This window comes from Streptomyces sp. AC602_WCS936 (assembly GCF_019049125.1).
GTDB lineage: Bacteria > Actinomycetota > Actinomycetes > Streptomycetales > Streptomycetaceae > Streptomyces.
This window is the reverse complement of sequence record NZ_JAGMUF010000002.1, coordinates 18,496-41,719: the sequence shown is the minus strand read 5'-3', so window position 1 is coordinate 41,719 and position 23,224 is coordinate 18,496. Positions and strand designations below refer to the sequence as shown.

At 72.7% G+C, this 23,224-nt stretch carries 19 protein-coding genes; 9 read left to right on the top strand and 10 right to left on the bottom strand.

What is annotated here, in order from left to right:
• Nucleotides 1-138: 138 nt before the first annotated feature.
• Complete coding sequence (locus tag KUM03_RS00880; protein WP_217244876.1) at nucleotides 139-3,111, bottom strand: BTAD domain-containing putative transcriptional regulator; 2,973 nt, start codon at nucleotides 3,109-3,111, stop codon at nucleotides 139-141.
• A gap of 90 nt (nucleotides 3,112-3,201) precedes the next feature.
• Nucleotides 3,202-3,651 (bottom strand): nitroreductase/quinone reductase family protein, encoded by a 450-nt coding sequence (locus KUM03_RS00875; RefSeq protein WP_217244875.1) that lies wholly within the window; start codon nucleotides 3,649-3,651, stop codon nucleotides 3,202-3,204.
• Nucleotides 3,652-3,748: 97 nt separating this feature from the next.
• Here KUM03_RS00875 and KUM03_RS00870 point away from each other — a divergent pair, with 97 nt between their 5' ends.
• The gene (locus tag KUM03_RS00870) at nucleotides 3,749-4,576 is read left to right on the top strand and encodes an endonuclease/exonuclease/phosphatase family protein (RefSeq protein WP_217244874.1); all 828 of its coding nucleotides are present in this window, start codon (nucleotides 3,749-3,751) and stop codon (nucleotides 4,574-4,576) included.
• On the opposite strand, the gene KUM03_RS00865 is transcribed toward KUM03_RS00870, so the two are convergent.
• Complete coding sequence (locus KUM03_RS00865) at nucleotides 4,548-6,071, bottom strand: CehA/McbA family metallohydrolase (RefSeq protein WP_217244873.1); 1,524 nt, start codon at nucleotides 6,069-6,071, stop codon at nucleotides 4,548-4,550. The two genes, KUM03_RS00870 and KUM03_RS00865, sit on opposite strands and share 29 nt — an antisense overlap.
• A gap of 186 nt (nucleotides 6,072-6,257) precedes the next feature.
• Here KUM03_RS00865 and KUM03_RS00860 point away from each other — a divergent pair, with 186 nt between their 5' ends.
• Both KUM03_RS00860 and KUM03_RS00855 read left to right on the top strand, forming a co-directional pair.
• The gene (locus KUM03_RS00860; RefSeq protein ID WP_217244872.1) at nucleotides 6,258-8,852 is read left to right on the top strand and encodes a bifunctional FO biosynthesis protein CofGH; all 2,595 of its coding nucleotides are present in this window, start codon (nucleotides 6,258-6,260) and stop codon (nucleotides 8,850-8,852) included.
• 71 nt (nucleotides 8,853-8,923) lie between these two features.
• On the top strand, nucleotides 8,924-9,487 hold the full coding sequence (locus tag KUM03_RS00855) for a hypothetical protein (protein ID WP_217244871.1): 564 nt from the start codon (nucleotides 8,924-8,926) through the stop codon (nucleotides 9,485-9,487).
• Here KUM03_RS00855 and KUM03_RS00850 read toward each other — a convergent pair.
• The gene (locus tag KUM03_RS00850; protein ID WP_217244870.1) at nucleotides 9,471-9,977 is read right to left on the bottom strand and encodes a DUF2165 domain-containing protein; all 507 of its coding nucleotides are present in this window, start codon (nucleotides 9,975-9,977) and stop codon (nucleotides 9,471-9,473) included. The two genes, KUM03_RS00855 and KUM03_RS00850, sit on opposite strands and share 17 nt — an antisense overlap.
• Nucleotides 9,978-10,029: 52 nt before the next feature.
• On the opposite strand from KUM03_RS00850, the gene KUM03_RS00845 reads away from it, so the two are divergent.
• Nucleotides 10,030-10,743, top strand: coding sequence for a hypothetical protein (locus KUM03_RS00845; RefSeq protein ID WP_217244869.1), 714 nt, complete (start codon nucleotides 10,030-10,032; stop codon nucleotides 10,741-10,743).
• A gap of 4 nt (nucleotides 10,744-10,747) precedes the next feature.
• On the opposite strand, the gene KUM03_RS00840 is transcribed toward KUM03_RS00845, so the two are convergent.
• Both KUM03_RS00840 and KUM03_RS00835 read right to left on the bottom strand, forming a co-directional pair.
• A complete protein-coding gene (locus KUM03_RS00840) occupies nucleotides 10,748-10,939 on the bottom strand; it encodes a DUF397 domain-containing protein (protein WP_217244868.1) in 192 nt (63 codons plus the stop codon).
• Nucleotides 10,936-11,748, bottom strand: coding sequence for a helix-turn-helix transcriptional regulator (locus KUM03_RS00835; protein ID WP_217244867.1), 813 nt, complete (start codon nucleotides 11,746-11,748; stop codon nucleotides 10,936-10,938). Before KUM03_RS00835 ends, KUM03_RS00840 begins: the two co-directional genes overlap by 4 nt.
• 116 nt (nucleotides 11,749-11,864) lie before the next feature.
• On the opposite strand from KUM03_RS00835, the gene KUM03_RS00830 reads away from it, so the two are divergent.
• Complete coding sequence (locus KUM03_RS00830; protein WP_217244866.1) at nucleotides 11,865-12,305, top strand: ATP-binding protein; 441 nt, start codon at nucleotides 11,865-11,867, stop codon at nucleotides 12,303-12,305.
• 225 nt (nucleotides 12,306-12,530) lie between these two features.
• Nucleotides 12,531-13,376 carry a helix-turn-helix domain-containing protein gene (locus KUM03_RS00825; RefSeq protein ID WP_217244865.1) on the top strand — a complete coding sequence of 282 codons (846 nt, stop codon included), beginning with the start codon at nucleotides 12,531-12,533 and terminating at the stop codon, nucleotides 13,374-13,376.
• Between the two features lie 91 nt (nucleotides 13,377-13,467).
• Here KUM03_RS00825 and KUM03_RS00820 read toward each other — a convergent pair whose 3' ends face one another.
• Nucleotides 13,468-13,815, bottom strand: a complete 348-nt coding sequence (locus KUM03_RS00820) for a DoxX family protein (protein ID WP_217244864.1) — start codon at nucleotides 13,813-13,815, stop codon at nucleotides 13,468-13,470.
• 84 nt (nucleotides 13,816-13,899) lie between these two features.
• On the opposite strand from KUM03_RS00820, the gene KUM03_RS00815 reads away from it, so the two are divergent.
• The 3 genes from KUM03_RS00815 to KUM03_RS00805 all read left to right on the top strand — a co-directional run bounded on the left by KUM03_RS00815 (nucleotide 13,900) and on the right by KUM03_RS00805 (nucleotide 16,466).
• Nucleotides 13,900-14,799 carry a LysR family transcriptional regulator gene (locus KUM03_RS00815; RefSeq protein WP_217244863.1) on the top strand — a complete coding sequence of 300 codons (900 nt, stop codon included), beginning with the start codon at nucleotides 13,900-13,902 and terminating at the stop codon, nucleotides 14,797-14,799.
• A 75-nt stretch (nucleotides 14,800-14,874) separates the two neighbouring features.
• Entirely contained in the window at nucleotides 14,875-15,990 is a 1,116-nt protein-coding gene (locus KUM03_RS00810; RefSeq protein WP_217244862.1) for an ADP-ribosylglycohydrolase family protein, read from the top strand.
• Between the two features lie 65 nt (nucleotides 15,991-16,055).
• Nucleotides 16,056-16,466, top strand: coding sequence for a VOC family protein (locus KUM03_RS00805; protein WP_217244861.1), 411 nt, complete (start codon nucleotides 16,056-16,058; stop codon nucleotides 16,464-16,466).
• 59 nt (nucleotides 16,467-16,525) lie between these two features.
• Here the strand turns inward: KUM03_RS00805 and KUM03_RS00800 are convergent, their stop codons facing one another.
• From KUM03_RS00800 to KUM03_RS00790, 3 genes are all read right to left on the bottom strand, one after another.
• Nucleotides 16,526-18,109: a sodium:solute symporter family protein gene (locus tag KUM03_RS00800; RefSeq protein WP_217244860.1), complete on the bottom strand. Its 1,584-nt coding sequence runs from the start codon at nucleotides 18,107-18,109 to the stop codon at nucleotides 16,526-16,528.
• A 225-nt stretch (nucleotides 18,110-18,334) separates the two neighbouring features.
• A complete protein-coding gene (locus tag KUM03_RS00795; protein ID WP_217244859.1) occupies nucleotides 18,335-20,224 on the bottom strand; it encodes an MFS transporter in 1,890 nt (629 codons plus the stop codon).
• 191 nt (nucleotides 20,225-20,415) lie between these two features.
• On the bottom strand, nucleotides 20,416-23,205 hold the full coding sequence (locus tag KUM03_RS00790) for a D-alanyl-D-alanine carboxypeptidase (protein WP_254398627.1): 2,790 nt from the start codon (nucleotides 23,203-23,205) through the stop codon (nucleotides 20,416-20,418).
• Between the last annotated feature and the right edge of the window lie 19 nt (nucleotides 23,206-23,224).

The window sequence follows — 23,224 nt, the reverse complement described above, 5'->3', positions numbered from 1 at the left end:
CGGACGGGCGTTCGGAGCCGCACCATAACTGGTCGGTTCCGCGGTCACCCCGTCTGCCCCCCGACGCGACGGTGTGACGGGTACGACGATGTCGGGCGGCGATAAACGAATGCTGAACGCCCCTCGCGCGGGCGCGGTTCAGGCGGCCGAGGCGGGCCTGAGCAGTGCCCTCGCCTCGCGCGCTTCCTCGGCGCCCTCCTGCTCGTAGAGCCGCAGGGCCTTGCTCCAGCAGGCCTTGGCCCGGTCCGTCTGCTCCAGGCCGGACAGGGCACGGCCCAACAGGGTCAGGACGTTGCCCTCCATGCGGTCACCACCGATGCAGCCGAGCGCGAGGGCCTGTTCGGCGTGCTGGGCCGCCTGGGCGGGGCGCTGAGCCGCGAGGTGGACCTCGGCGATGCGGTAGTTCGTCGTGCCCTCCCACAGCCGTTGCCGGTGCGCGGTGAAGATCGTCAGGGCCTCGGAGAAGTGTCCGAGTGCCTCCGTGTGCCGGTCGGCGCGATTGAGGGCGATGCCCAGCGCGTAGTGACTGTTGGCGAGGCGCACGGTCCTGCCGAACTCGGCGTGCGCGTCCAGCCCCCGCCTCGCGAAGTCCACGGCCTGGGCGACGTCGCCGGCTCCCAGGTGGGCCCGCGAGAGGTTGCACAGGGCCGTCGCCTCGGGAGGACGGTTGTTCAGGGCGCGGAAACCGTCGATGGCCCGCTCGAAGAACGGCTTGCTGTCGGTGTGCCGCCCCTGGTGCAAGCAGATGAGCCCGAGACTGTTGGCGACCCAGCTCACCGCCGGACCGTCCTGGACGGACTCCGCGAGCCGCATGGCGAGCCGCGACTCCTCCTCCGCCTGCGGGATGCGGCCGGTCACCAGCAGCACGTCCGTGAGCACCGTCCGCGCCCGTCCCTCGGCCAGTGTGTCGCCGGCCGTGCGCGTGGCCTCGCACATCCCTCTGGCGGTGGCCTCGTACTGGTGGGAGTCGGCACCCGACTCGGTCAGGTCCTTGGCGGCCCACAGGAGGTCCACGGCCCGCCGCAGCCGGGACGACGCGGACGCCTGCCGCACGCAGGCCAGCAGCGGCGCCGCCTCGGTGTACAGCCAGTCCAGCGCGGCCGAGCCCTCGGTGAACGACAGCCCCGGGTACTCCGTCGGCTCCAGGCCGTCCACCAGCCGGTCCCCGGGCCGCTCGATCGCGTACACCCCCGCCGCCGTGGCCAGATAGAAGTCCAGCAACCGCGACAGCGCCGCCCCCCGCTCGCCCGGCGGATGCTCGTCCCGTTCCGCGCACGCACGCGCGTAGAGGCGGACGAGGTCGTGGAACCGGTAGCGGCCGGGCGCCGCCGACTCCAGCAGGGACGTGTCGACCAGGGACTCCAGCAGGTCCTCCGTGTCCTCCGTGGGGAGGTCCAGGACCGCCGCTGCCGCCGCCAGGGAGATGTCCGGGCCGTCCGCCAGGCCCAGCAGCCGGAAGGCACGGGCCTGGGGCGGGTCCAGCTGGCCGTAGCCCAGCTCGAAGGTCGCCTTGACGGCCAGGTCACCGGCCTGGAGCTCGTCCAGCCTGCGGCGCTCGTCCGCCAGTTTCGCGGCGAGGACCGACACCGTCCACGTGCGGCGGGCCGCGAGGCGGGAGGCCGCGATGCGGATGGCGAGGGGCAGGAAGCCGCACGCGCCGACCACGTCCAGGGCCGCCTCCCGCTCCGAGGCCACCCGCTCCTCGCCCACGATCCTGGTGAAGAGCGCCAGCGCCTCCTCCGGCGACATCACGTCCAGGTCGACCAGGTGCGCCCCGGCGAGGTCCACCATCCGCACCCGCGCCGTCACCAGCGCGGCGCACCCGTCCGTGCCGGGCAGCAGTGGCCGCACCTGCGCGGCGTCGCGGGCGTTGTCGAGGAGGACGAGGACGCGGCGGCCGTCCAGGACGGAGCGGTAGAGCGCGGCGCGCTCCTCCAGGGAGTCGGGGACGGCCGAGTCGGCCGTGCCCAGGGCGCGGAGGAAGGAGCCCAGTACCGTCTCCGGCTCCGCGGGCCGCGCGCCGGCGCCCTGGAGGTCGACGTAGAGCTGCCCGTCGGGGAAGGCGGCCCGCGCCCGGTGGGCGACGTGCACCGCGAGGGTGGTCTTGCCGACGCCGCCGATCCCGGCCAGCGCGGAGACCGCCATGACCCGGCCCGACGGTCCGTGCCCGGACGCCGAGGCCAGTACGTCGCTCAGCTCGCGGACGAAGGCCGCACGGCCGGTGAAGTCGGGCACCGTGGCGGGGAGCTGGGCCGGACGGACCGGAGCGGTCGCCGTCTCCGCCACCGGCGCCGACGGTTCGGCGAGGCCCGGGTCCGCGCGCAGGATGCGCTGCTGGAGTTCCTGGAGGCCGGGGCGCGGGTCGACGCCGAGTTCGTCGGCCAGCAGGCGGCGCGTGTCCGCGTAGACGGCCAGCGCCTCCGCCTGGCGTCCGCTGCGGTACAGGGCCAGCATCAGCAGCTCGCGCAGGCGTTCGCGCAGCGGGTGGGCCGCGGTGAGCGCCGTCAGTTCCGAGACCGCCTCGGCGTGGCAGCCCTGCTCCAGGTCCATGTCGAGGCAGGTCTCCAGGAGCTGGAGCCGCCACTCCTCCAGGCGTACGCGCTGCCCCTCCGCGTACGGGCCCGGTACGCCCGCCAGCACCTCGCCGTCCCACAGTGCCAGCGCCCGGCGCAGTACGTCACGGGCGTGGCACAGGTCCCCGGCGCCCCGGGCCTTCTCCGCCTCGGCGGCCAGGTCCTGGGCCGTCCCCAGGTCCAGGGCGCCCTCGCCCGGCAGGCGCACCGCGTACCCGCCCGACTCGCTCACCAGCACGCCCGGGTCAAGGATCTTCCGCAGCCGCGACGCGTACGTCCGTACCGCCGCCAGTGCCTGCGACGGCGGTTCCTCGCCCCACAGGGCGTCGATCAGCTCGGCCGCGGTGGCCGTCCGGCCCTCACGGAGCAACAGGGCCGCCAGCAGGGCCCGTTGCTGGGGGGAGCCGGTGGCCAGCGGTTCCTCGCCGCGCCAGGCTCGTACCGGCCCGAGCACGCCGAAGCGCAGCGCGGCCGACTGTTCGGGTTCCGCCGGGCTTCCCGGATGCCGCTGCTCCGGAACCCGCGGTACACCGTCCATGCCGTCCCCCTAGACATCCTGAGCAACCAGGCCAGTTTGCCTTGTTCATGCCGACCGCGTCAGCCGTGGGAGACGCCGATCACAGGTCCCTCACCTGCTTCCTCCCCCCTCCAGGTCCACCCGCACCGTCAGGTGCCCCGTCCCGACGCCCATGGCCCGCACCGCCAGGCTGTTGAGCCGGGGCAGGCGCCGCAGGCGTGCGATCGGGTCGTCGTCGGCCAGGAGGTGGGCCGTGCCCGTGTGCCAGCGGCCGCGCACGCGCACCCGTACCCGCGGGTCGGCGCGGATGTTGCGGACGTACTGGGAGCGCTCGCCGAACTCCGACACCAGCCAGAAGGAGTCCCCGACCCGGCGCCCGCCCACCGGCGTGCGGCGGGGCAGGCCGGAGACCCGGCCGGTGGTCTCCAGCAGGGTCTGGGCGGGCAGGCGGCGCATCACCGCGTTCAGCCGGCGCTGGAAGGCCGTGACGGCCCGGTACTTGCGCTCGGCGGCGGACGGCTTCCCGGCGGGCGGCTCCCCGGGGCTGGGCGGCATCGACATCGTTCGTTCACACTCCCGTCTCGTATGTCTCCATGTTCCCTGGAAAACCTCACGGAGGAAGCGTGGGCGGACGGGTGGAGAGGCGGGTGGTGCGGTCGTGCGGGTCGTGACGTGGAATCTGTGGTGGCGGTTCGGGCCGTGGGCCGACCGGCAGAAGGCGATCCTCGCCGTGCTGCGGGAGTTGCGGCCCGACGTCGTGGGCCTCCAGGAGGTCTGGTCCACCGACGACGGCGGCGATCTCGCCGCATGGCTGGCCGGCGAACTCGGCCTGCACTGCGCCTTCGCCGCCAGCGAGGCGCCCGGCCGGTGGCAGCGGCGGATCGGCGACGACACGGTCGGCATCGGCAACGCGGTGCTCAGCCGCTGGCCGGTGACCGAGCGGGCGGCGCTGCGGCTGCCCGCCCCGACGGACCTCGACGACGGACGGCTCGCGCTGTACGCCCGCCTGGACGCGCCCGGCCATCCGGTCCCGTTCTTCACCGCCCACCTGAACTCCGGAGACCACGCGGCCGACGTACGCCGCGACCAGGCCGCCGCCCTCGCGGCCTTCGTCGCCGCGCACCGGCACGGCACCGCCTTCCCGCCCGTCGTCACCGGCGACCTCAACGCCCGCCCCGAGTCGCCGGAGGTCCGCCTCCTGCGCGCGGGGCGGCTGCACGACGCCTGGGAGCACGCCGACCCGGCGGCCCAGGCCGCCACCTGGGACCCGGCCAACCCGTACATCCCGGACCCACCGGTGCCGGGTGCCCGGATCGACTACGTCCACGTGGGGCCGCCGGGGCCGGGCGGCCTCGGCCGGGTACGTGCCGTGCGGCGGGCCGGCGACGGCCCCGTGGACGGCGTGTGGCCCTCCGACCACGCGGCGGTCGTCGCCGACCTGGACGACGGCCCGGCGGTCAGCGCCCCAGGAAGACCGGGTTCGTGAACGCCGCCAACGCACCCGGCAACGGCCCCGCCGCAGCCTCGTGCCGCAGCTCCGCCCGCACGTACGCCGCGTAGGACGCGGTCGTCCGCCACTCCACGACGCCCGCACCGGACACCGGCAGCGGGCCGCCGGTGAACAGCACTCCCTGGTCCGTGACGAACCGCACCGTGCAGCGCGGGGCGCCCGTCACCTCCAGCCGCACGGTGACCGGCGTGTCGTCGTCCACCCGCAGCCGCTCACCGATGCCGGCGTGCTCGCCCCGCCCACCGGAGGCGGTGAAGGCCAGCGACAGCTTCGCCGACTCGGCGACGTACGACCGCCCGGCCCGGATGCCCTCCTGGATCGCCTCCCGGGACAGGTCGTCGGCGAGGACGACGGTCTGCGGCCGCCCGATCACGTCGGGGGAGCGGTGGGAGTCGCTGCTGCCCATCGCCGGAATCCAGTCCCCGCCGTGCCGCCCGCCGCGCCCCTCCCGGACGGCGGCGACCAGCATGCCGTCCCAGTCGGCCAGCGCCACCTCGTCGTCCGGCGTGTACGCCCCGTTCCACACCTCGACCGCGTCCGCCTCCCCGAACCCGAACTTCCAGTTGCAGCCGATGCAGGTGGCGTGCGGGTGGGCCGGGACGACCAGGCCCCCGGCGCGGCGGATATGGCGCGCGAACCGCCCGAAACGGTTGTCCCGCGCCCGGTAGCGCCAGTCGACGAAGGTGCCGGGATCGGTGCCCAGGGCGACGACGTGCCCGTTGCGGGTCGTCACCTCCTCACCCAGCATGATCAGCAGGTCGTCCCCGGCCTCCGGCGCCCAGTGCGCGTGCGCCGAATGCGTGTTGTGCTCGGAGGAGTTGATGAAGTCCAGGCCCGCCGCCCGCGCCAGCCGAGCGATCTCGGCGAGGGTGTAGCGGCCGTCGGAGTACACCGAGTGCAGGTGGCAGTCGCCCCGGTACCAGGCGCGGCCCCGCCCCTTCGCCCGCTCCGGCGGATACACCGGCCGCGGGGTCTCCCCCTGCTCCCCGTACGTCAGCGTGATCGTGATCTCGTACGACAGGCCCTGCGGCGCCACGGTGTACGGGCCGAGCGCGATGTGCCACGTGCCCGGCCGCACCGGACCCGGCAGGTACCCGGGCGTCGCGTCGTCCGCCCGCACGAAGAACTCGGTGCGCGCCCCGCCCGACCAGCCCCTAAAGCCCCGGCCGCCCAGCTCGGTGCCGCGCTCGTCGAAGAGGCCGATGTCGAGGGCGTTGCCCGCGGTACCGGCCGGGACGGCGGGCCGGTCGTAGGTGTAGGAGACGTGGAGTTCCCGGACCCCGGAGGGGACCTCGACGGGGACGTACACGAAATCGGGGGAGCCGGTGGGCAGCATCCCCCGCACCGTCCTGGTGCGCCGCTCCTGCGGGGCCGCCGATGCGAAGCTCACGGTTCCCAACGTAAGCGCGGCGGCGGCTCCCGTCACGAACACCGCGCGTCTGCCGATTCCTGCGTGGTCGTCCTCGCACATGCTGCTGCTCCCAAGGTGTCGTCGGTGACTGGCACGGGCGGTGCAGGGGTGGTGCGTGCAACCCTCGTATTGAGCCGTGAACTGCCGTGCAAGAGAAGGGGGTACGCACATAGCGGGCCGGAAACCGGCCGGTGGGGGAGCGGGACGGCCCCCGCGCTTCGATCATGCCGCTCGTATGCTCGAAGGATGACGACTTCCGCGACCCCCGGAACCGGCTCGACGGGCCCCACCGAGAACGCCCTGCGTCGCGCCCTCAAACGCGCCCGGGACGGCGTCGCCCTCGACGTCTCCGAGGCCGCCGTGCTGCTCCAGGCGCACGGCGAGCACCTGGCCGACCTCACCGCGTCCGCCGCCCGGGTCCGGGACGCGGGCCTTCAGGCCGCCGGGCGCCCCGGCGTCATCACATACTCGAAGAGCGTCTTCGTCCCGCTGACCCGCCTGTGCCGGGACAAGTGCCACTACTGCACCTTCGTCACCGTCCCCGGCAAGCTGCGCCGCGCCGGCCACGGGATGTTCATGTCGCCGGACGAGGTCCTCGACATCGCGCGCAAGGGCGCCGCCCTCGGCTGCAAGGAAGCCCTCATCACCCTCGGCGACAAGCCCGAGGACCGCTGGCCGGAGGCCAGGGAGTGGCTCGACGCGCACGGCTACGACGACACGATCGCCTACGTCCGCGCCATCTCCATCCGCATCCTGGAGGAGACGGGCCTGCTGCCTCACCTCAACCCGGGCGTCATGACCTGGACGGACTTCCAGCGGCTCAAGCCCGTCGCGCCCTCCATGGGCATGATGCTGGAGACCACCGCCACCCGCCTGTGGTCCGAGCCCGGCGGCCCCCACCACGGCTCCCCGGACAAGGAACCCGCCGTCCGCCTGCGCGTCCTGGAGGACGCCGGCCGCTCCTCCGTCCCCTTCACCTCGGGCCTGCTGATCGGCATCGGCGAGACCTACGAGGAGCGCGCGGAGTCACTGTTCGCCCTCCGCAAGGTCTCCCGCGCCTACCACGGCATCCAGGAACTGATCATCCAGAACTTCCGCGCCAAACCCGACACCGCGATGCGCGGCATGCCGGACGCGGAACTGGACGAACTGGTCGCCACGGTCGCCGTCGCCCGGCACATCATGGGCCCCGCCGCCTGCCTCCAGGCCCCGCCCAACCTGGTGGACGCCGAGTACGAGCGGCTGATCGGCGCCGGCATCGACGACTGGGGCGGCGTCTCCCCGCTCACCATCGACCACGTCAACCCGGAACGCCCCTGGCCGCAGATCGACGAACTCGCCGCCAAGTCCCGCGCCGTCGGCTTCGAACTGCGCGAACGGCTCTGCGTCTACCCGGAGTTCGTCCGCCGCGGCGAGCCCTGGCTGGACCCGCGCCTGCGCCCGCACGTGACGGCCCTCGCCGACCCGGCAACGGGCCTGGCCCGCGAGGACGCGACGGTCGAGGGCCACCCGTGGCAGGAACCGGACGAGGTCTTCACCGCCACCGGCCGCACCGACCTCCACACCGCCATCGACACCGAGGGCCGTACGTCGGACCGCCGCGACGACTTCGACGAGGTGTACGGCGACTGGGGCGCCCTGCGCGAGGCCGCGGCACCCGGCATGGCCCCCGAGCGCATCGACACCGACGTACGCGCCGCACTGACGACGGCCGCCGACGACCCGACGAAACTGACCGACGACGAAGCCCTGGCCCTGCTGCACGCCGACGGCCCGGCCCTGGACGCCCTGTGCCAGGTCGCCGACGACGTACGCAGGTCGGCCGTCGGCGACGACGTCACCTACATCGTCACCCGCAACATCAACTTCACCAACGTCTGCTACACCGGCTGCCGCTTCTGCGCCTTCGCCCAGCGCCGCACCGACGCCGACGCCTACACCCTCTCCCTCGACCAGGTCGCCGACCGCGCGCAGCAGGCGTGGGAGGTGGGCGCGGTGGAGGTCTGCATGCAGGGCGGCATCCACCCGGACCTGCCGGGCACGGCGTACTTCGACATCGCGAAGGCGGTCAAGGCCCGCGTCCCCGGCATGCACGTGCACGCCTTCTCGCCGATGGAGGTCGTCAACGGCGCGACCCGCACCGGCATGTCGATCCGCGAGTGGCTGAGCGCAGCCAAGGAGGCGGGCCTCGACTCCGTCCCCGGCACCGCGGCGGAGATCCTCGACGACGAGGTCCGCTGGATTCTCACCAAGGGCAAGCTGCCCGCGGCGACCTGGATCGAGGTCATCGAGACGGCCCACGAACTGGGCATCCGCTCCTCGTCCACGATGATGTACGGCCACGTCGACCAGCCCCGCCACTGGCTGGGCCACCTGCGCACCCTCGTCGGCATCCAGCAGCGCACCGGCGGCTTCACCGAGTTCGTGACGCTGCCCTTCATCCACACCAACGCGCCGGTGTACCTGGCCGGCATCGCCCGGCCGGGCCCCACCCTTCGGGACAACCGCGCGGTGACGGCGATGGCCCGTCTCCTCCTCCACCCCCACATCCCCAACATCCAGACGAGCTGGGTGAAACTGGGCACGGAGGGTGCGGCGGAAATGCTCCGCTCCGGCGCGAACGACCTCGGCGGGACCCTGATGGAGGAGACGATCTCGCGGATGGCGGGCTCGTCGTACGGCTCGTACAAGTCGGTCAAGGACCTGATCGCGGTCGCCGACGCGGCCGGCCGCCCCGCGAAGCCCCGCACGACGCTGTACGGCCCGGTACCGGAGGAACGGCAGCGCTCGGCGACGGCCTCCGACGGCCACCTGCCCGAGCTGCTGCCGGTCCTGGACTGACGCACCTGCGCAGTACGATGATCGGGCCCCCGGTGTGTTCGGGGTTCTCGTAGCTGAGGAGATGCGTGCCCGTGCCAGCCCGACTTCCCTCATGGGCCTGGGTCTCCGGTCTGACCGTGGGGGCGATCGCGGCGGTGAGCGTCCTGACCGTCCAGGCGGACCAGGGCCCCCGTCCCACCGCCGCGGCCACGAAACCCCGTCCCTCGGCGTCGGCCGACGCGAAGCCGACGCCGAAGGAGACCGCACCGGCCCCGGTGCCGGACGGCTCCGGCACCGGCCGGCGCATCGTCTACTCCCTCGACCAGCAGCGGGTCTGGCTGGTCGACGCGAGCGACGCGGCGCGGCGGACGTTCGAGGTGTGGCCGGGCACGGTCGACCCCGACCCGGGCACCTACACGGTCGGCAGCCGCAGCAAGGGGGCCACGACCGGCTCCGACGGCGTGCAGATCGAGCAGATCGTCTACTTCGCCCTGGAGGACGGCGTCTCCGTCGCCTTCTCCAACGCCGTCGACGGCTCCTCGCCCCCTCCGCCCGCCTCCGGTGCGAAGACGGGCGGCATACGGCTGACCAAGGCGGACGGCGCGGCGGTCTGGGCGTTCGCCGAGTCCGGCACGAAGGTCACGGTCGTCGGGTAGCGTCCGCGTCACCGGGCGTGAGCTGGGCGACGATCAGCACGACACCGCTGATCAGGAACATCCGGGTGGCGGCGTCCAGCCCGTTCCAGTCCTCCGACTGCCACATCGAGAACCACTCGCCGCCGATCCCGATGAACCCGGCCCCGAAGAGCAGCATCAGCATGAGGGCGCCGTACGTGGTCATGCGCCGCCCGGCCGCGTGGTCCCGGCGTATCCACAGCCACGTCGCGTAGATCAGCACGAGCGCGGCCACCGTCTCCCACACGATGATCGCGACGTACGCGGCGTCCTGCACGCCCTCGTTCGTGATCGCCCGCCACATCAGGTCGTCGTCCTTGAACGTCGTGTCCATCGCGAGGACGTGCCTCACGAACTGCTGGTTGGTGCCGAAGTCGGTGATGTTGCCGAAGGCGACGAGGGCGATGTAGAGGGCGAGGACCGCGGTGAGGGCGGTGGCTGCGAGGGGCAGGGTGCGTTGGGTGTTGGCCATGGGAGCACTATGGCGAAGTGCGGTGCGCCCGGGGCGGGTAGGGTCCGGGAACGTGATCACTTCGAAGCGTTCCGCCGACGAGCTGCCCGGCGACCCGCGCCGCTTGAACCTGGAGTACCGCACCTGGCACTTCGTCAGCTCGGAGGGCGACGAGAACGGCTTCGACGAATGGCACGTGTCGATCTGGTCGAACCGGTTCCTGGACCGGCCCAAGTGGTCCGCGGCGAAGACCGTCCAGGACGACATCGGTTCGATGCGGTTGTTCCGCCTGCGGATGGACGACAGGTTCAGCCCCTTCCCGTTCGCCGACGCCGAGAGCTATGACACGGGCCTGTCCAACATGGTCCTGGGCGTCTACGACCTCGGCAGGGGCGGCTACCGCCAGGAGTTCCGCGACGCGATGACGTCCGCCGACGGGGACCTCCTGGTCCTCTTCGACGTACGCCTCGACGAGGCGTGGCGGGGCTTCGGACTGGGGCCGGTCCTCGTCTCCGAGGCGGTCTGGACCCTGGCCGACGGCTGCAGTGCCGTCATCACGGACACCCACCCCACGGAGTTCCCGGACCGTCCCAGGCCCGAGGCCGAGTATCGGCGGGCAGAAGAGAAGATCGCGGCGCTGTGGGAGAGCGTCGGATTCCGGCGGCGTGCCAGGCCGCTCGGCCACCTCCTGGATCCCAGGACGGACGAGGCGCGTGAGCTGAGGAACGAGCGACGCAGGGACCTCGACGCGCTGGCCGACGCGTGGCGCGAGTCGCTCCGCCGCTGAGCCCTTATGCCTGCCTGCCGGTGAACGCCAGGAACGAGGTCCAGGACCCGTCGGTGAAGGAGAGGCGCGCGGCCTCGGGGTTCTTGGAGTCGCGGACGTGGACGGTGGCGTCGGCGGGGGTTATGGCGACTTCGACGCAGTCGGGCTCGTCGCTGCCGCTGTAGCTGCTCTTGAACCATTTCAGCGCAGAGGTCATGCCTGTTCTCTCCATACCTTCTCGATGAAGTCCCGTGACTCGCGGGGCGAGAGCGCCTGTGCCCGGATCCTGCCATAGCGCATCTCCAAGGTCAGCACGTCCTTGGGATCGCTGATCACCCGGCTGTGCAGTTGGGCTGCCGTGTATCCGACCGTCGTGCCGTTCCGAAGCTTCAGCACTCGGAACGAACCGCTCAGACCCGTGTGGTCTTCCCGGTCTGTCGGCATGACCTGAAGCTCGACGTGCCGCAACTGGCTGACCTCCAGGAGGTGTTCGAGTTGGTCGCGCAGCACCCTTCTGCCGCCTACTGGCCGCCGCAGAGCCACCTCCTCCTGTACGAAGGTGATCATCGGGCGCGGCGACCGTTCGAAGACGGCCTTGCGAGCCATCCGGGCGGCGACGTGGCGCTCGATCTCGTCCTCTGAGTATGCGGGTTGCTGAGTCTCGTACAGGGCCTGTGCGTACTCCGGCGTCTGCAGCAACCCGTGAATCTGGAGGCTGGCGTAGGCACCCAGCTCGACCGCCTCCTCCTCCAGCTTGGCCAGGTCGCGGACCTTCTTCGGGTAGCGGGCCTTCTCCACGTCCTCCTTCATGGTGGAGAGCTTGCCGCCCGCGCCCAGTACCTCGTCGGCCTTGTCCAGGAAGTCCGGCTTGGGTACGCGCCGTCCGCGCTCGACCGACGAGACCATGTCCTCGCCGTACCCGATGGCGGCGCCCAGTTCCGCCTGGCGCATCCCGGCCGCTTCGCGCCACACCTTGATCTGCCGCCCGACCGTCTTGAGCACGGCCGTGGTCTCCTCGTCCTCCACGTCTTCCCCTCCCGGTGTGCGACCCGTACGACCACGGCGGGCATCCGGACAGTCACCCTCGGTACCGTGTTCGTCGCTGTTCAGGGTAGGGACGGGCGGCCACTCTGGGTGACGTGATGCAGAAATTGGACCCATCGGCCCCTCCGAACGCACCGCATTTCGCGGTCCAGTTGTCCGCGACGCGACGGGGCGCCCGGCTCGCGCGGTTGCTCACCGAGCGGCAACTCGACGACTGGGGCGTGCCGTCCGGCGAGGCGGTCCAGGTCGTCGCCGAACTGGCGGCGAACGCGGTGCTGCACGGCCGGGTGCCGGGGCGGGACTTCCGGCTGGCCCTGCGGCTGTTGCCCGGCGGTGTCCTCCGGGTCGAGGTGACCGACGCCCGGGGTGACCGGGTCCCGCGCGCCCACGCCCCGGTCACCGAAGGCGCGGAGGGTGCGGAGGACGGACGTGGACTGGTCATCGTGGCGGCGTATGCGGACCGTTGGGGCGTGGACGCGGGGCCGGCTCCGACCAAGACCGTCTGGGCCGAACTGTCACCGGGTCGTGGCCGGACGTGACCCGGTCGGACGCGACGCCAAAGACCAAAGAACCGGGGAAAGAACCGGACCAGCCCCCGCCGCCCCCGTCGGTCACCCTCCGGAGTGAACATCGCCAACTCGGCTGGCGCGGCGAGGCGTTCATGGTGCAGCGTCAGCCGCAGCAAACCCCAGACATGATTCGGCCCCCGCCGGGAGTGCGATCCCACTGCGAGGGCCTGATCACCGAGGAAGTGAGGCTTCCTGATGACTGAGCAGAACCCTAGCGCGCACGCGCGCTCCGCGTCCGGCCGTCGCCCCGGCGGCGTCGAGCACGAGAACCACCCCCACCACGACAACTTCACCGTGGTCGGCAACCACCTCCTCCAGCACTCCGAGCTGTCCCTGACGGCGATCGGTCTGGCCGTGCACATCCAGTCGCTGCCCGCGGGGGCCCCGGTCGGGATCAAGACGCTGGCGGGCAAGTTCCCCGAGGGCGAGATCCGGATCGCCGCCGCCCTGCGGGAGCTGGAGGAGCACGGCTACCTCGTACGCACCAAGGAGCGTCTTCAATCGGGCCGAGTCGTGACCCGGACGGTCTTCCGCAACAAGCCGCGCGCGGCGTTCGCGGCCGTGGCGGAAGCCGCCCGCCCGGCCGCCGACGAGCCGGTCTCCCCGGCCCCGGCCCCGACCACGACCGGACGCGTCGACCCTGTTGCGGTGACGGACCCGGTCGGCCCGGCGGCGGTCCTGCTCGCCCGACTCCGCGTGCAGGACTCCCGGCTGCTGCTGACCGAGCGCGATGTCCGGCGCCTGGCCCCGGCGGTCACGGAGTGGCTGGAGCGCGGTGTACCCGCGACGGCCGTGGAGCGGACCCTGACGGCCGGACTGCCCCAGGAACCCATCCGTCACCCCGCCGCCTTCCTGGAACGCCGGCTCACCGCCGACCTCCCTCCGGCCCTCCCCGCCGTTCCCCGCCCGTCGGCCCCCGCCCCGCGCCGCCCCGATCCCCTCCAGACCTGCGACGGCTGCGAACGTGCCTTCCGGGCCCCCGGTCCGGGCCGCTGCCGTGACTGCCGCGAGCTGCCCCCCTCGGCACACATTGCCGCCTAAAAAGCGCGAACACTCGGCCGGAAACTGTCCTCCGCCCCCTCACATGAGCGCCCGGATGACAGATCCGGTCCAACTGCTCACGCTTTTCCACTCACCCGGCCACCAGGGCGAGCGCGGCCGAGTTCAGAGCCAGGTACCCGGCGGGGAACGCGATGTTGTGGAAGACCCGCGCGCGGACGTGCGCGGCGACCGCGCCGACGAAGAAGAGGACCAGGCCGGCCGCGGCGGCGATGCCGAGGGGCCGGAAGCCCAGGAGGCCGATGAGGAGCCCGGCCGCCCCGGCGGCCTTCAGCGCCGCGAGCCCCGGCAGCCACGACTCGGGGACCGCCACCTCGGCCGAGTTGGCGAGGACGAACCGGGCCCGCAGCAGGTCCGCGACGGCGATCCCGGCATCGGCGACGATCGCGGCGACGGTGACGATCACGTAAGCGGTGTACACGGGCTCTCCTTCCGGCCGTCCCCTGCACTCAGCCTCGCCGTACCGCACCGCGCCGTCCAATACCTGCACCCATAACCTGGCGGCATGGATGTCGACACGCGTCTGCTGCGGTACTTCGCGGCCGTGGCGGAGGAAGGCAGCGTCACCCGGGCCGCACAGAGGCTGTACGTGTCCCAGCCCGCGCTGACCAAGCAGATCCGGCAGCTGGAGACCGTGCTGGGCACGGACCTGTTCGTCCGCTCGCGCAACGGTATGACGCTCACCGGGCCGGGCCGGGCGCTGGCGGAACGGGTCCCCGCTCTGCTGGCCGGGTGGGAGGCGGCGCTGCGGGAGACGAGAGCCGTGGCGAGCCGGGCGGCCCGCGTCCTGCGGGTCGGCTTCCTCGCCAGCGCCGCCAACGAGGCGACGCAGCCGATCATCGCCGAGTTCTCCCGGCGCCGGCCAGGGTGGCGGGCCGAGATGCGGCAGGCCGCCTGGTCGAACCCGTCCGCCGGACTCGCCGACTCGGACGTCGACGTCGCCCTGGTGCGGCTGCCGTTCCCCGGCCAGGAGGCACTGCGGGTGCTGCCGCTGTTCAGCGAACCGCGCTGCGTGGCGCTGGCCGAGTCCCATCCTCTGGCGGCCCGCGGGACGATCGCCTTCCACGAACTGTGCGACGAGCCCTTCGTGGCCGCACCGCCCGAGACGGGCCGCTGGCGGGAGTACTGGCTGGCCGCCGACGAGCGCGACGGCCACCCGGCCCGTGTCGGCGCCGTCACCGAGCACCCGGACGACTGGCTCACCGCGATCGCCAACGGCTACGGCGTCGCCCTCGCGCCCGAGTCCGCCGCCCGCTTCTACACCCGTCCCGGCGTCGTCTACCGCCCCGTCACCGGAGTCGGCCCGAGTGAGGTCGCGGTCGCCTGGGCCCCTGCCGACGACGACGATCCCGTCGTCCAGGACTTCGTCCGCTGCTGTCGCGAAGCACACCCCGCCCGGCCCTGATCCGACCGACCTCGTTCGAATACAGTGCTGGGCGTCGTACGTACGGACCGTGTCGGTGCCGAAGGGAGGGTCCGGGTGGGCGCGACAACCGGTGCCGTCTGGGGACGTGCCGAGCAGCAGGACTTCCGCAGCCGGGTGCGCGGGACACTGCTCGGCGTGGCCGTCGGCGACGCCTTCGGCGCCCCCGTCGACGGGCTGGACCTCGACGGCATCCGTCAGGAGCACGGCGCGGAGGGCCTGACCGACCCGGCCCCCGCCCACGGCCGGCGCGGCGCGGTCACCCACCTCACCCAGCTCACCCTGTTCTCCGTGGACGGGCTGATCCGCGCCCAGGTACGCCGGGACACCGGCGCCTGGCACCCGCCGACCGACCTGCACCGGGCGTACCGGCGCTGGGCCGCCACCCAGCGCGACTGGGGCCCCGACCTGCGGCGCAAGGACGACGGCTGGCTGGCCCGCGAGGAGTGGCTGTACGCCCGCCGGGACGCGCCCCGGGCCCTGCTGCTCGGACTCGGCGACGAGACGATGGGCACGCCCCAGGCGCCGAAGAACCCAGGTGAGCGCGGTGCCGAGGCCGCCGCCCGCTCGGCGCCGTTCGGGCTGCTGGTCGGCTGGGAGCCGCAGCTGGTCGACCAGCTCGCCGTGGAGTGCGCGGCGCAGACCCACGGCCACCCCGTCGGTTACCTGGCGGCAGGCGCGTACGCCGTGATCGTGCACGGGCTGGCGCGCGGCGACAGCCTGGACGCGGCGGTGCAGCGGGCGCTCGCCCTGCTCGCCGCCCGGCCCGGACACGAGCCGGTGGCGGCCGCCCTCCAGCACGCGCTGGGCGCGGTCAGGCAAGGGCTGCCGACGGCGGAGCGGGTGACCGAGCTGATCGGCGAGGGGACCGCGGAAGGCCTCGTCGCGGCCGCCGTGTACTGCTCTCTCGTCGGCGAGGACGTACGGCACGGGCTGCGGCTCGCCGTCAACCACGGCGGTCCCTCCGCCGCGGTCGGCGCCCTGACCGGCGGGCTGCTCGGTGCCCTGCACGGCGAGACGGCGCTCCCGCCCGCCTGGCTGGCCGAGCTGGAGGGCCGCCCGACCATGCTGGAACTGGCCGACGACTTCGCCATGGAGATGACCCAGGGCCCCGCCCTGCACGGCCCGGCGGGATCGTCCCCGGGGTGGCTGGCCCGCTACCCGCGCGGCTGAACGCGGCTGAAGACAGGTCAGGAATCGAGAAGCACCGGCCGACGGCCGCCGCTAGCGTGAAGGCCATGGACCTCAGCATTCACACCACCGTCCTCCCGCACGACGACCCGGACGCGGCGGTCACCTTCTACCGGGACGTCCTCGGTTTCGAGGTACGCAAGGACGTCGGGCAGGGCAAGATGCGCTGGATCACGGTCGGGCCCGCCGACCAGCCCGACGTCTGCCTGCTCCTGGCGCCGCCGGCCGTGGACCCCGGCATCACCGACGCCGAGCGCCGCACCATCACCGAGATGATGGCCAAGGGCACCTACGGGTGGATCCTGCTCGCCACCGAGGACCTCGACGGCACCTTCGAGAAGGTGCGGGGTCACGACGCCGAGATCGTCCAGGAGCCGACCGAGCAGCCGTACGGCGTCCGCGACTGCGCCTTCCGCGACCCCGCCGGCAACCAGATCCGCATCCAGGAACTGCGCTGAGCCCGGACGGTGCCCCGGCCTCGCCCGGGACACCGTCCGCACCCACAAACCGCGATCCCCTAATCACCCACCCGGGACCGCGCCACCGACTCCTCCGCGCCGCCCGCCGGCGTCGGGATCGCGGCCGCCGCGCCCGAGGCGTCGTCGTCGCCGTCGGTGTTGACCCGCTCGATGATCGCGAGCCGTTCCGGCGTGTCCTCCGGCTTGAGGTAGCCGATCAGGACGTACAGGACAAGCGACACGGCCAGCGGGATCGACACCTGGTACTCCAGCGGCACCCCGCCCTCCACGTTCCAGTGGATCGGGTAGTTGACCAGCCAGAAGGCGAGCAGACCGGCCGCCCAGCTGGTGAGCGCCGCCGTCGGGCCGGAGCGGCGGAAGGGCCGCAGCAGACCGAGCATCATCGGGATCGCGATCGGGCCCATCAGCCCGGCCACCCACTTGATCACGACGGTGATGATGTCCTTGAACGTCGGCGAGTCGACCTGCGTGGCCACCGCCATGGACAGTCCGAGGAAGACCACCGTGGTCAGGCGGGCCGCCAGCAGCCCGGACCGGGTGCCCCAGGCCCGCGCCCGCGCCGACAGCACCGGCGCCACGTCACGGGTGAAGACGGCGGCGATGGCGTTGGCGTCCGAGGAGCACATGGCCATGGTGTGCGAGAAGAAGCCGACGATGACCAGGCCCAGCAGTCCGTGCGGCAGCAGCTGCTCGGTCATCAGGGCGTAGGAGTCGGAGCCGTCCGGTTTCTGCGACTCCACCAGCAGCGGCGACATCCACATCGGGAAGAACAGCACCAGCGGCCAGACCAGCCACAGCACCGCCGACAGCCGCGCGGAGCGGGTGGCCTCGCGGGCGTTGCTCGTGGCCATGTAGCGCTGGGCCTGGTTGAGCATGCCGCCGTTGTACTCGAAGAGCTTGATGAAGAGGTAGGCGAGCAGGAACACCGCCCCGTACGGGCCGACCAGCGGTTCGGCGTGGCCCTGGAGTTCGGGTTCGTCCCAGACGCCGAAGAAGCCGCCGTGGTCGCCGAGCTTCGCGACGACGGCGACGAACATCGCGATGCCGGCCAGCAACTGGATGACGAACTGGCCCAGCTCGGTCAGCGCGTCCGCCCACAGGCCGCCGATCGTGCAGTAGACGCCCGTGACGATGCCGGTGATCAGGATGCCCTGGTTGAGGGAGATGCCGGTGAAGACCGACAGCAGGGTGGCGATGGCCGCCCACTTCGCGGCCACGTCCACGATCTTCAGCAGCATCCCGGACCAGGCCAGGGCCTGCTGGGTGGGCAGGTTGTACCGGTTCTTCAGGTACTCCAGGGGGGAGGCCACGTGCAGCCGGGAGCGCAGCCGGTTGATGCGCGGCGCGAACAGGGTGGAGCCGATGGCGATGCCGAGGGCGATCGGGAAGGACCACGTCACGAACGACGTCACGCCGTAGGTGTAGGCGATGCCCGCGTACCCGGTGAACATCACCGCGCTGTAGCCCGACATGTGGTGCGAGATGCCGGAGAGCCACCAGGGCATCTTGCCGCCGGCCGTGAAGAAGTCGCTGACGTTGTCCACGCGTTTGTGCGACCAGACGCCGATGGCCACCATCACGGCGAAGTAGCCGATGAGCACGGACCAGTCGAGACCGTTCATGTGCCCCCTTCCGGGGTCCGCCTTGTGAACGCCGCTCAGCCGGTTGGCACTTCGCACGAGCGGGGTAGGGGCGTGGCAGGCCGCGAAGTGCCCGCTCATCGTGGGTGCGACGACGCGGGCACGACAAGGAAGGGGAAGGTCAAGAGCGAGTAAAAAGGTTCGGCTTGCTGACCTCGGTTCACCTACATGAACGACTGGCGTGGCGGGCGCGGCGGGCGCGGCGGGCTACTTCAGCTCGTCGGGGCAGGGCGTGCCGCGCTTGAGCCCGTACGGCGAAGCCAGCCGGTAGGTGCCCGCCTCGGGAGCGATCAGCGTCGTCCACTTGTCGCCCTCGGCGGTCTCCTCCGTCTCCATCAGACAGCCGTTCACGTTGTCGTACGTCTTCGGCGTGCCCTCCGGAGCGTTCTTGGAGGCCTCGGTCTCCTGGGGCGGCTCCAGCTTGTTGCCCTCGTCGTCGACGAGGCTCAGCCACGGCGAGTACGGCATCCGGACCAGGATGCGGCCCGGCTCCTTCACGTCGATCGTCCACTTGTCCTGCCCGGTGCTCTGGACGACGGCGTGGGGCTCGGCCAGCGGCGTCGGGTCGAGCACCTGGAACAGCTGCCAGTTGGCGTCGCCCCAGACCTGCTTCAGGTACGGCAGGCCCCGCTGCAGCAGCTCCCGCTCGCGCTTGCCGCCGTCACCGTCCGGCTCGCCCTTGGGCAGCACCACGTAGTGCACGGCCCAGCGCTTGAGCCACTCGTGGTAGTTCGCCGAGTTGAGCGTGTCGTCGTAGAAGAGCGGATTGCGCTCCATGTCGGCCTGGCGGGTCCAGCCGCGGGCCAGGTTCACGTACGGCGCGAGCGCCGAGGCCTCCCGGTGGGAACGGGCGGGTACGGCCTCCACCCGGCCCTTCTCGGCGCCGACCTCTTGCAGCTCGTTGAGGAGCGGCGCCAGCTCGCGCGCCCAGGAAGCGGTCGGCTGGGTGTGGATGACGTCGTCGGCCGACTTGAAGCCGATCCAGCCGACGAAGCCGACGAGCGAGACCACGAGCGCGTACCACTTGCGGGACTTCGGCACCGTGAACGGCAGCGCGGCCACCAGCGCCGCCCCGGCGAAGAGCATCGCCAGGCGCGTGATGTTGGAGCCGATCTGGGAGCTGATCAGCCAGACCAGCAGCACGGACAGACCGTAGACCGCGGACGTGATCCGCACCGTCGTCCAGGTGCTCGGCACGAACCAGAACACCAGCCCCGCGTACAGGACCGGTAGGACCGCCGAGCCGAAGGCCATCGGCTGGGTGCCGGAGAAGGGGAACAGCACGGCCGACAGCGCGACGACCGCGGACGGCGCCAGCCCCAGCGACCAGGCGCCCGGACGGCGCTTCTGCAGGAACAGGGCGACCGCCACCAGGCCCACGAACAGGCCCGCGACCGGTGACGCCATGGTGGACAGCGCGGCCAGCGGAGCCGCGCACAGCCCCTTCGCCCAGCGCTTGCGCCGCCAGCGGTGCGGCCAGCAGAACACAGCGGCGACCGCGCCCAGCCCGAACATCATGCCCAGCCCGAACGTCACCCGGCCCGACGCGGCGTTGCCCATCAGCCCGAACAGGCCCGCCAGCGACGCCCACAGCGGATTGCGGACCACCCGGCTGCGGATCAGGATCATCGTCAGCAGCCCGGCCGACAGCGTCCCGGCGATCATCATCGTCGTACGCACGCCGAGTACCGACATCAGGTACGGCGAGACCACGCTGTACGACACCGGGTGCATGCCGCCGTACCAGGCGAGGTTGTACGCCGAGTCCGGGTGCCGGCCGACGAACTCCGCCCACGCGTCCTGCGCCGCCAGGTCGCCGCCACTGTTCGCGAACGTGAAGAACCAGGCGATGTGGAGGACCCCGGCGAGGGCGGTGACGGACAGCACGGGGTGGCGCAGCATGCGCTCGCGCAGGGCCCAGAACGCCGCCTTCACCGCGGACGGCGCTTCCGGCTCGCGACGCCCGCCACCGTGACCGTCACCGGTACGGTCCGCGTCACGGCCGCCGTCCGCGCGGGGCGCGGGTACGCGTGGGCGCGGGCCGGCTCCCGGGCCCGGATCGGCGTCGTCGGCGCGTGTCGGCTCCGCAGTGGCCACCTGAAGGCACTCCCCGTGTCCCGTCTTCTGATTTCGGCCGTGTCCCGTTCCCGCGACCGGCGACCTGCCCCGTTTCGTGACGCTAGCACGCAGGCCCGCACCGTCGCTCGTTCCCCTGTGGAAAGCGAACGCCCCCGCGGCCGGGCGGCCGCGGGGGGCGTCACATCGGTACGGCCCGGGTGGGCGGGCCGTCAGCCCAGCCGGGTCAGCTTGTCCGTGAAGGCGGGCTCCACGAGATCCTTCTGGAGGGCGACGGGAACCTTCACCGCGCCCGCCGCGCCGCCGTCGCCCACGGTCAGGGTGCCGACCTTCGTGCCGGCGGCGGCCGTGTGCGGCACCTCGTCCGCCTCGAACGTCAGCTTCACCGTCAGGCCCGGCCAGCCGACGGCCTTGACGTCCTCGGTGGCGACGACCGGCGTCCGGCCGCCGAGACCGTCGTCGACGTAGCCGACGACGTCCCCCTTCTTCAGGATCGTCGACGACTCCAGGACGTCCTGCGCGGCCCGGATCAGCTTGTCGCTGGAGTCGAGCGCGGCGGCGAGGATGCCCTTGTCCGCGGTCGCCGGCTGGCGCACCACGGCCCCGACGATGGTCCGGGTCTCGCCGCCGACCTCCTTCTTCGCCGCGAAGACGAGGTTGCCGAGCGCGGAGGTGGTGGTGCCCGTCTTGATGCCGACGACGCCGTTGTGACCGACCAGCTGGTTCCAGTTGGAGTGGTTCACGCCCTTGTAGTCGTCGTACGACATCTTCTGGGCCACCTCGCGGAAGGCGACCGACTCCATCGCCGCCTTGGCCAGCTTCACCTGGTCCACGGCCGTGCTCACCGTCGTGTTGTTCAGGCCGGACGGGTCGGTGTACGTGGTGTTGGTCATGCCGAGGTCCTTCGCGGCGGCGTTCATCTTCTCCACGAACGCCTTCTCCGACCCCGCGTCCCAGCGGGCGAGCAGCCGCGCCACGTTGTTCGCGGACGCGATGAGGATGGCGTCCAGGGCCTCGCGCTGGGAGATCTTGTCGCCCGCGTACACCTGCACGGTCGACTCGTCTCCGGCGTCCGACTGGTCCTCGGCCGCCTGATCGATCTCGATCATCGGGCCTTCGGCGCCGCTCTTGAGCGGGTGGTCGCGCAGGATGACGTACGCCGTCATGACCTTGGCGACACTCGCGATCGGCACGGGCTTCTGCTCGCCGGACGAGCCGAAGGTGCCGATGCCCTGCACGTCCAGCGCCGCCTGCCCGCTGGACGGCCACGGGATCTCGGGCTTGCCGCCCTCGAACGTGAAGCTCTCCTGCGCCGTGAGGTCCAGCTCCGGCGCGGGCAGCGCGCGCATGGACTGCACCACGCCGAGGACGACCACCAGGAGCAGGACCAGCGGCGTCCAGATCTTGACCCGGCGCACCGTCGTGCGCAGCGGGGTCTCCGGTGGCGGCGGCGTGTTCGTCAGCTCCGCCAGCAGGTCCAGCGGCGGCTTCGGCGGCAGCGGCTGCTGGGTGGTCCGCTCGGGCCCGACGTGCGGTACGGCGGTGGTGGTTCCGGTACGGGGGGCTCGCGGCGCCTCGGGGGGCGCGGCCGGTGCCTTCTGCGGGGGCTTGCGGGTCGCCGGGTCGTCCGACTGCCGGAGCGCCACGAACTTGCTGGTCCGCTCGGCGTCGCTCTCGGCGCTCCCGTCGGGCTTCCTCGGCGCGGCGGCGTCGCCCAGCTTCAGCATGGTCGTCGGCTGGTCGACCTCGGGCGCGGAGGGCCGCAGCGCCTTGAAAACGGCGGTGGGCTGATCACCACCGGCCTCCTTGCCGGTGCCGCTGTCCCCGTCAGCGTCCGAGCCCCGGGGGCCGTCGCTGCCCGCCCCACCCTCGCCGTCCGAGGGCTTCTTGCCGTCACGGGGCGCGTCAGAGCCGCCGCCGGGCTCCCCGCCGGCGACCGCGCCGGTGCGCTCGCCTGCGGGCGTCTCGCCGTCGGTGTCAGAGTCGGCGCGCTCGTCCGTGCGGCTCTCCGCGTCCCGCGACGCCTTCGCGCTCCCGCCGACGGGGCGGTCCGCGTCGTCCTCGGGGGCCGGCTCGTCGTCCGCCGTGGCACCGTGGCCGGCCGAGGGCTTCGCCCCGTCCTGCGGCCCCTCGGCGTCCGCGTCGGCGTCCGCGACCGTGCCACCGGACTCGTCGTCGTCCGTGGCGGCGGTGCTCCGCCCGCCCGCGGGGGTCTTGCCGTCGCCGGGCGCGCCGCTCTCCTGCCCGGCGGTGACGAGTGCGCCGGCGTCCGCAGCCGCGCCACCGTCCTGTGCCTCGTCGGCGTCCGTGGCGGCGGTGTCCCGCCCGCCTGCGGGGGTCTTGCCGTCGCCGGGCGCGCCGTTCTCGCCGTCGGTCTCCTGCCCGGTGGTGGCGAGCGCGCCGGTGTCCCGGGGGGCGTCGGCGTCCGCAGCCGTGCCACCGGACCCGTCCGGGGCCTCGTCGGTGTCCGTGGCCGTCCCGGCGTCAGGCCTGACGCCCCCTGCGGCCCCCGCGCCCGGCGTGTCCCCGGCGTCGCTCTCCGCGTCGTCCTCCGCGTCGTCCTCCGCGTCCTCGCGCCGCGCGTTCGCGGCGGCCCGCTCCTCGGCGGTCGCCACCCACGCCGCGACGGCGTCCCTCAGCCGTCCGTCGCTCGCGGCGGGGCCTGCGGGTGCGTCCTCGGCGGCGTCGGAGTCCTCGGACGCGGTGGAGGACCCGGCGCTCTCCGCGTCGGCGTCGGCGTCGGCTTCCGCGTCCTCGGCCTGCGCGTCGCGGACCGACAGCACCCGGGTGGCCGTGTCGACCCCGCCGCGCGACTTCCCGGACCCGGCGGACGCCGAAGGCTTCGCGGCCTCCCGCGCCACCGACAGCCGCGGATCACGCGTCTCGCTCGCCCCGGTCCTGGCTTCGGGAACCGGACCCGCGCTCCCCGACGTCGGTTCTTCCGACGACTCGTGCTGCTTCGACCTGTCGGGGGACTCGCCCGCCACCGATGCCTCCTCCATGCGCCGCACGCCTCGTGTG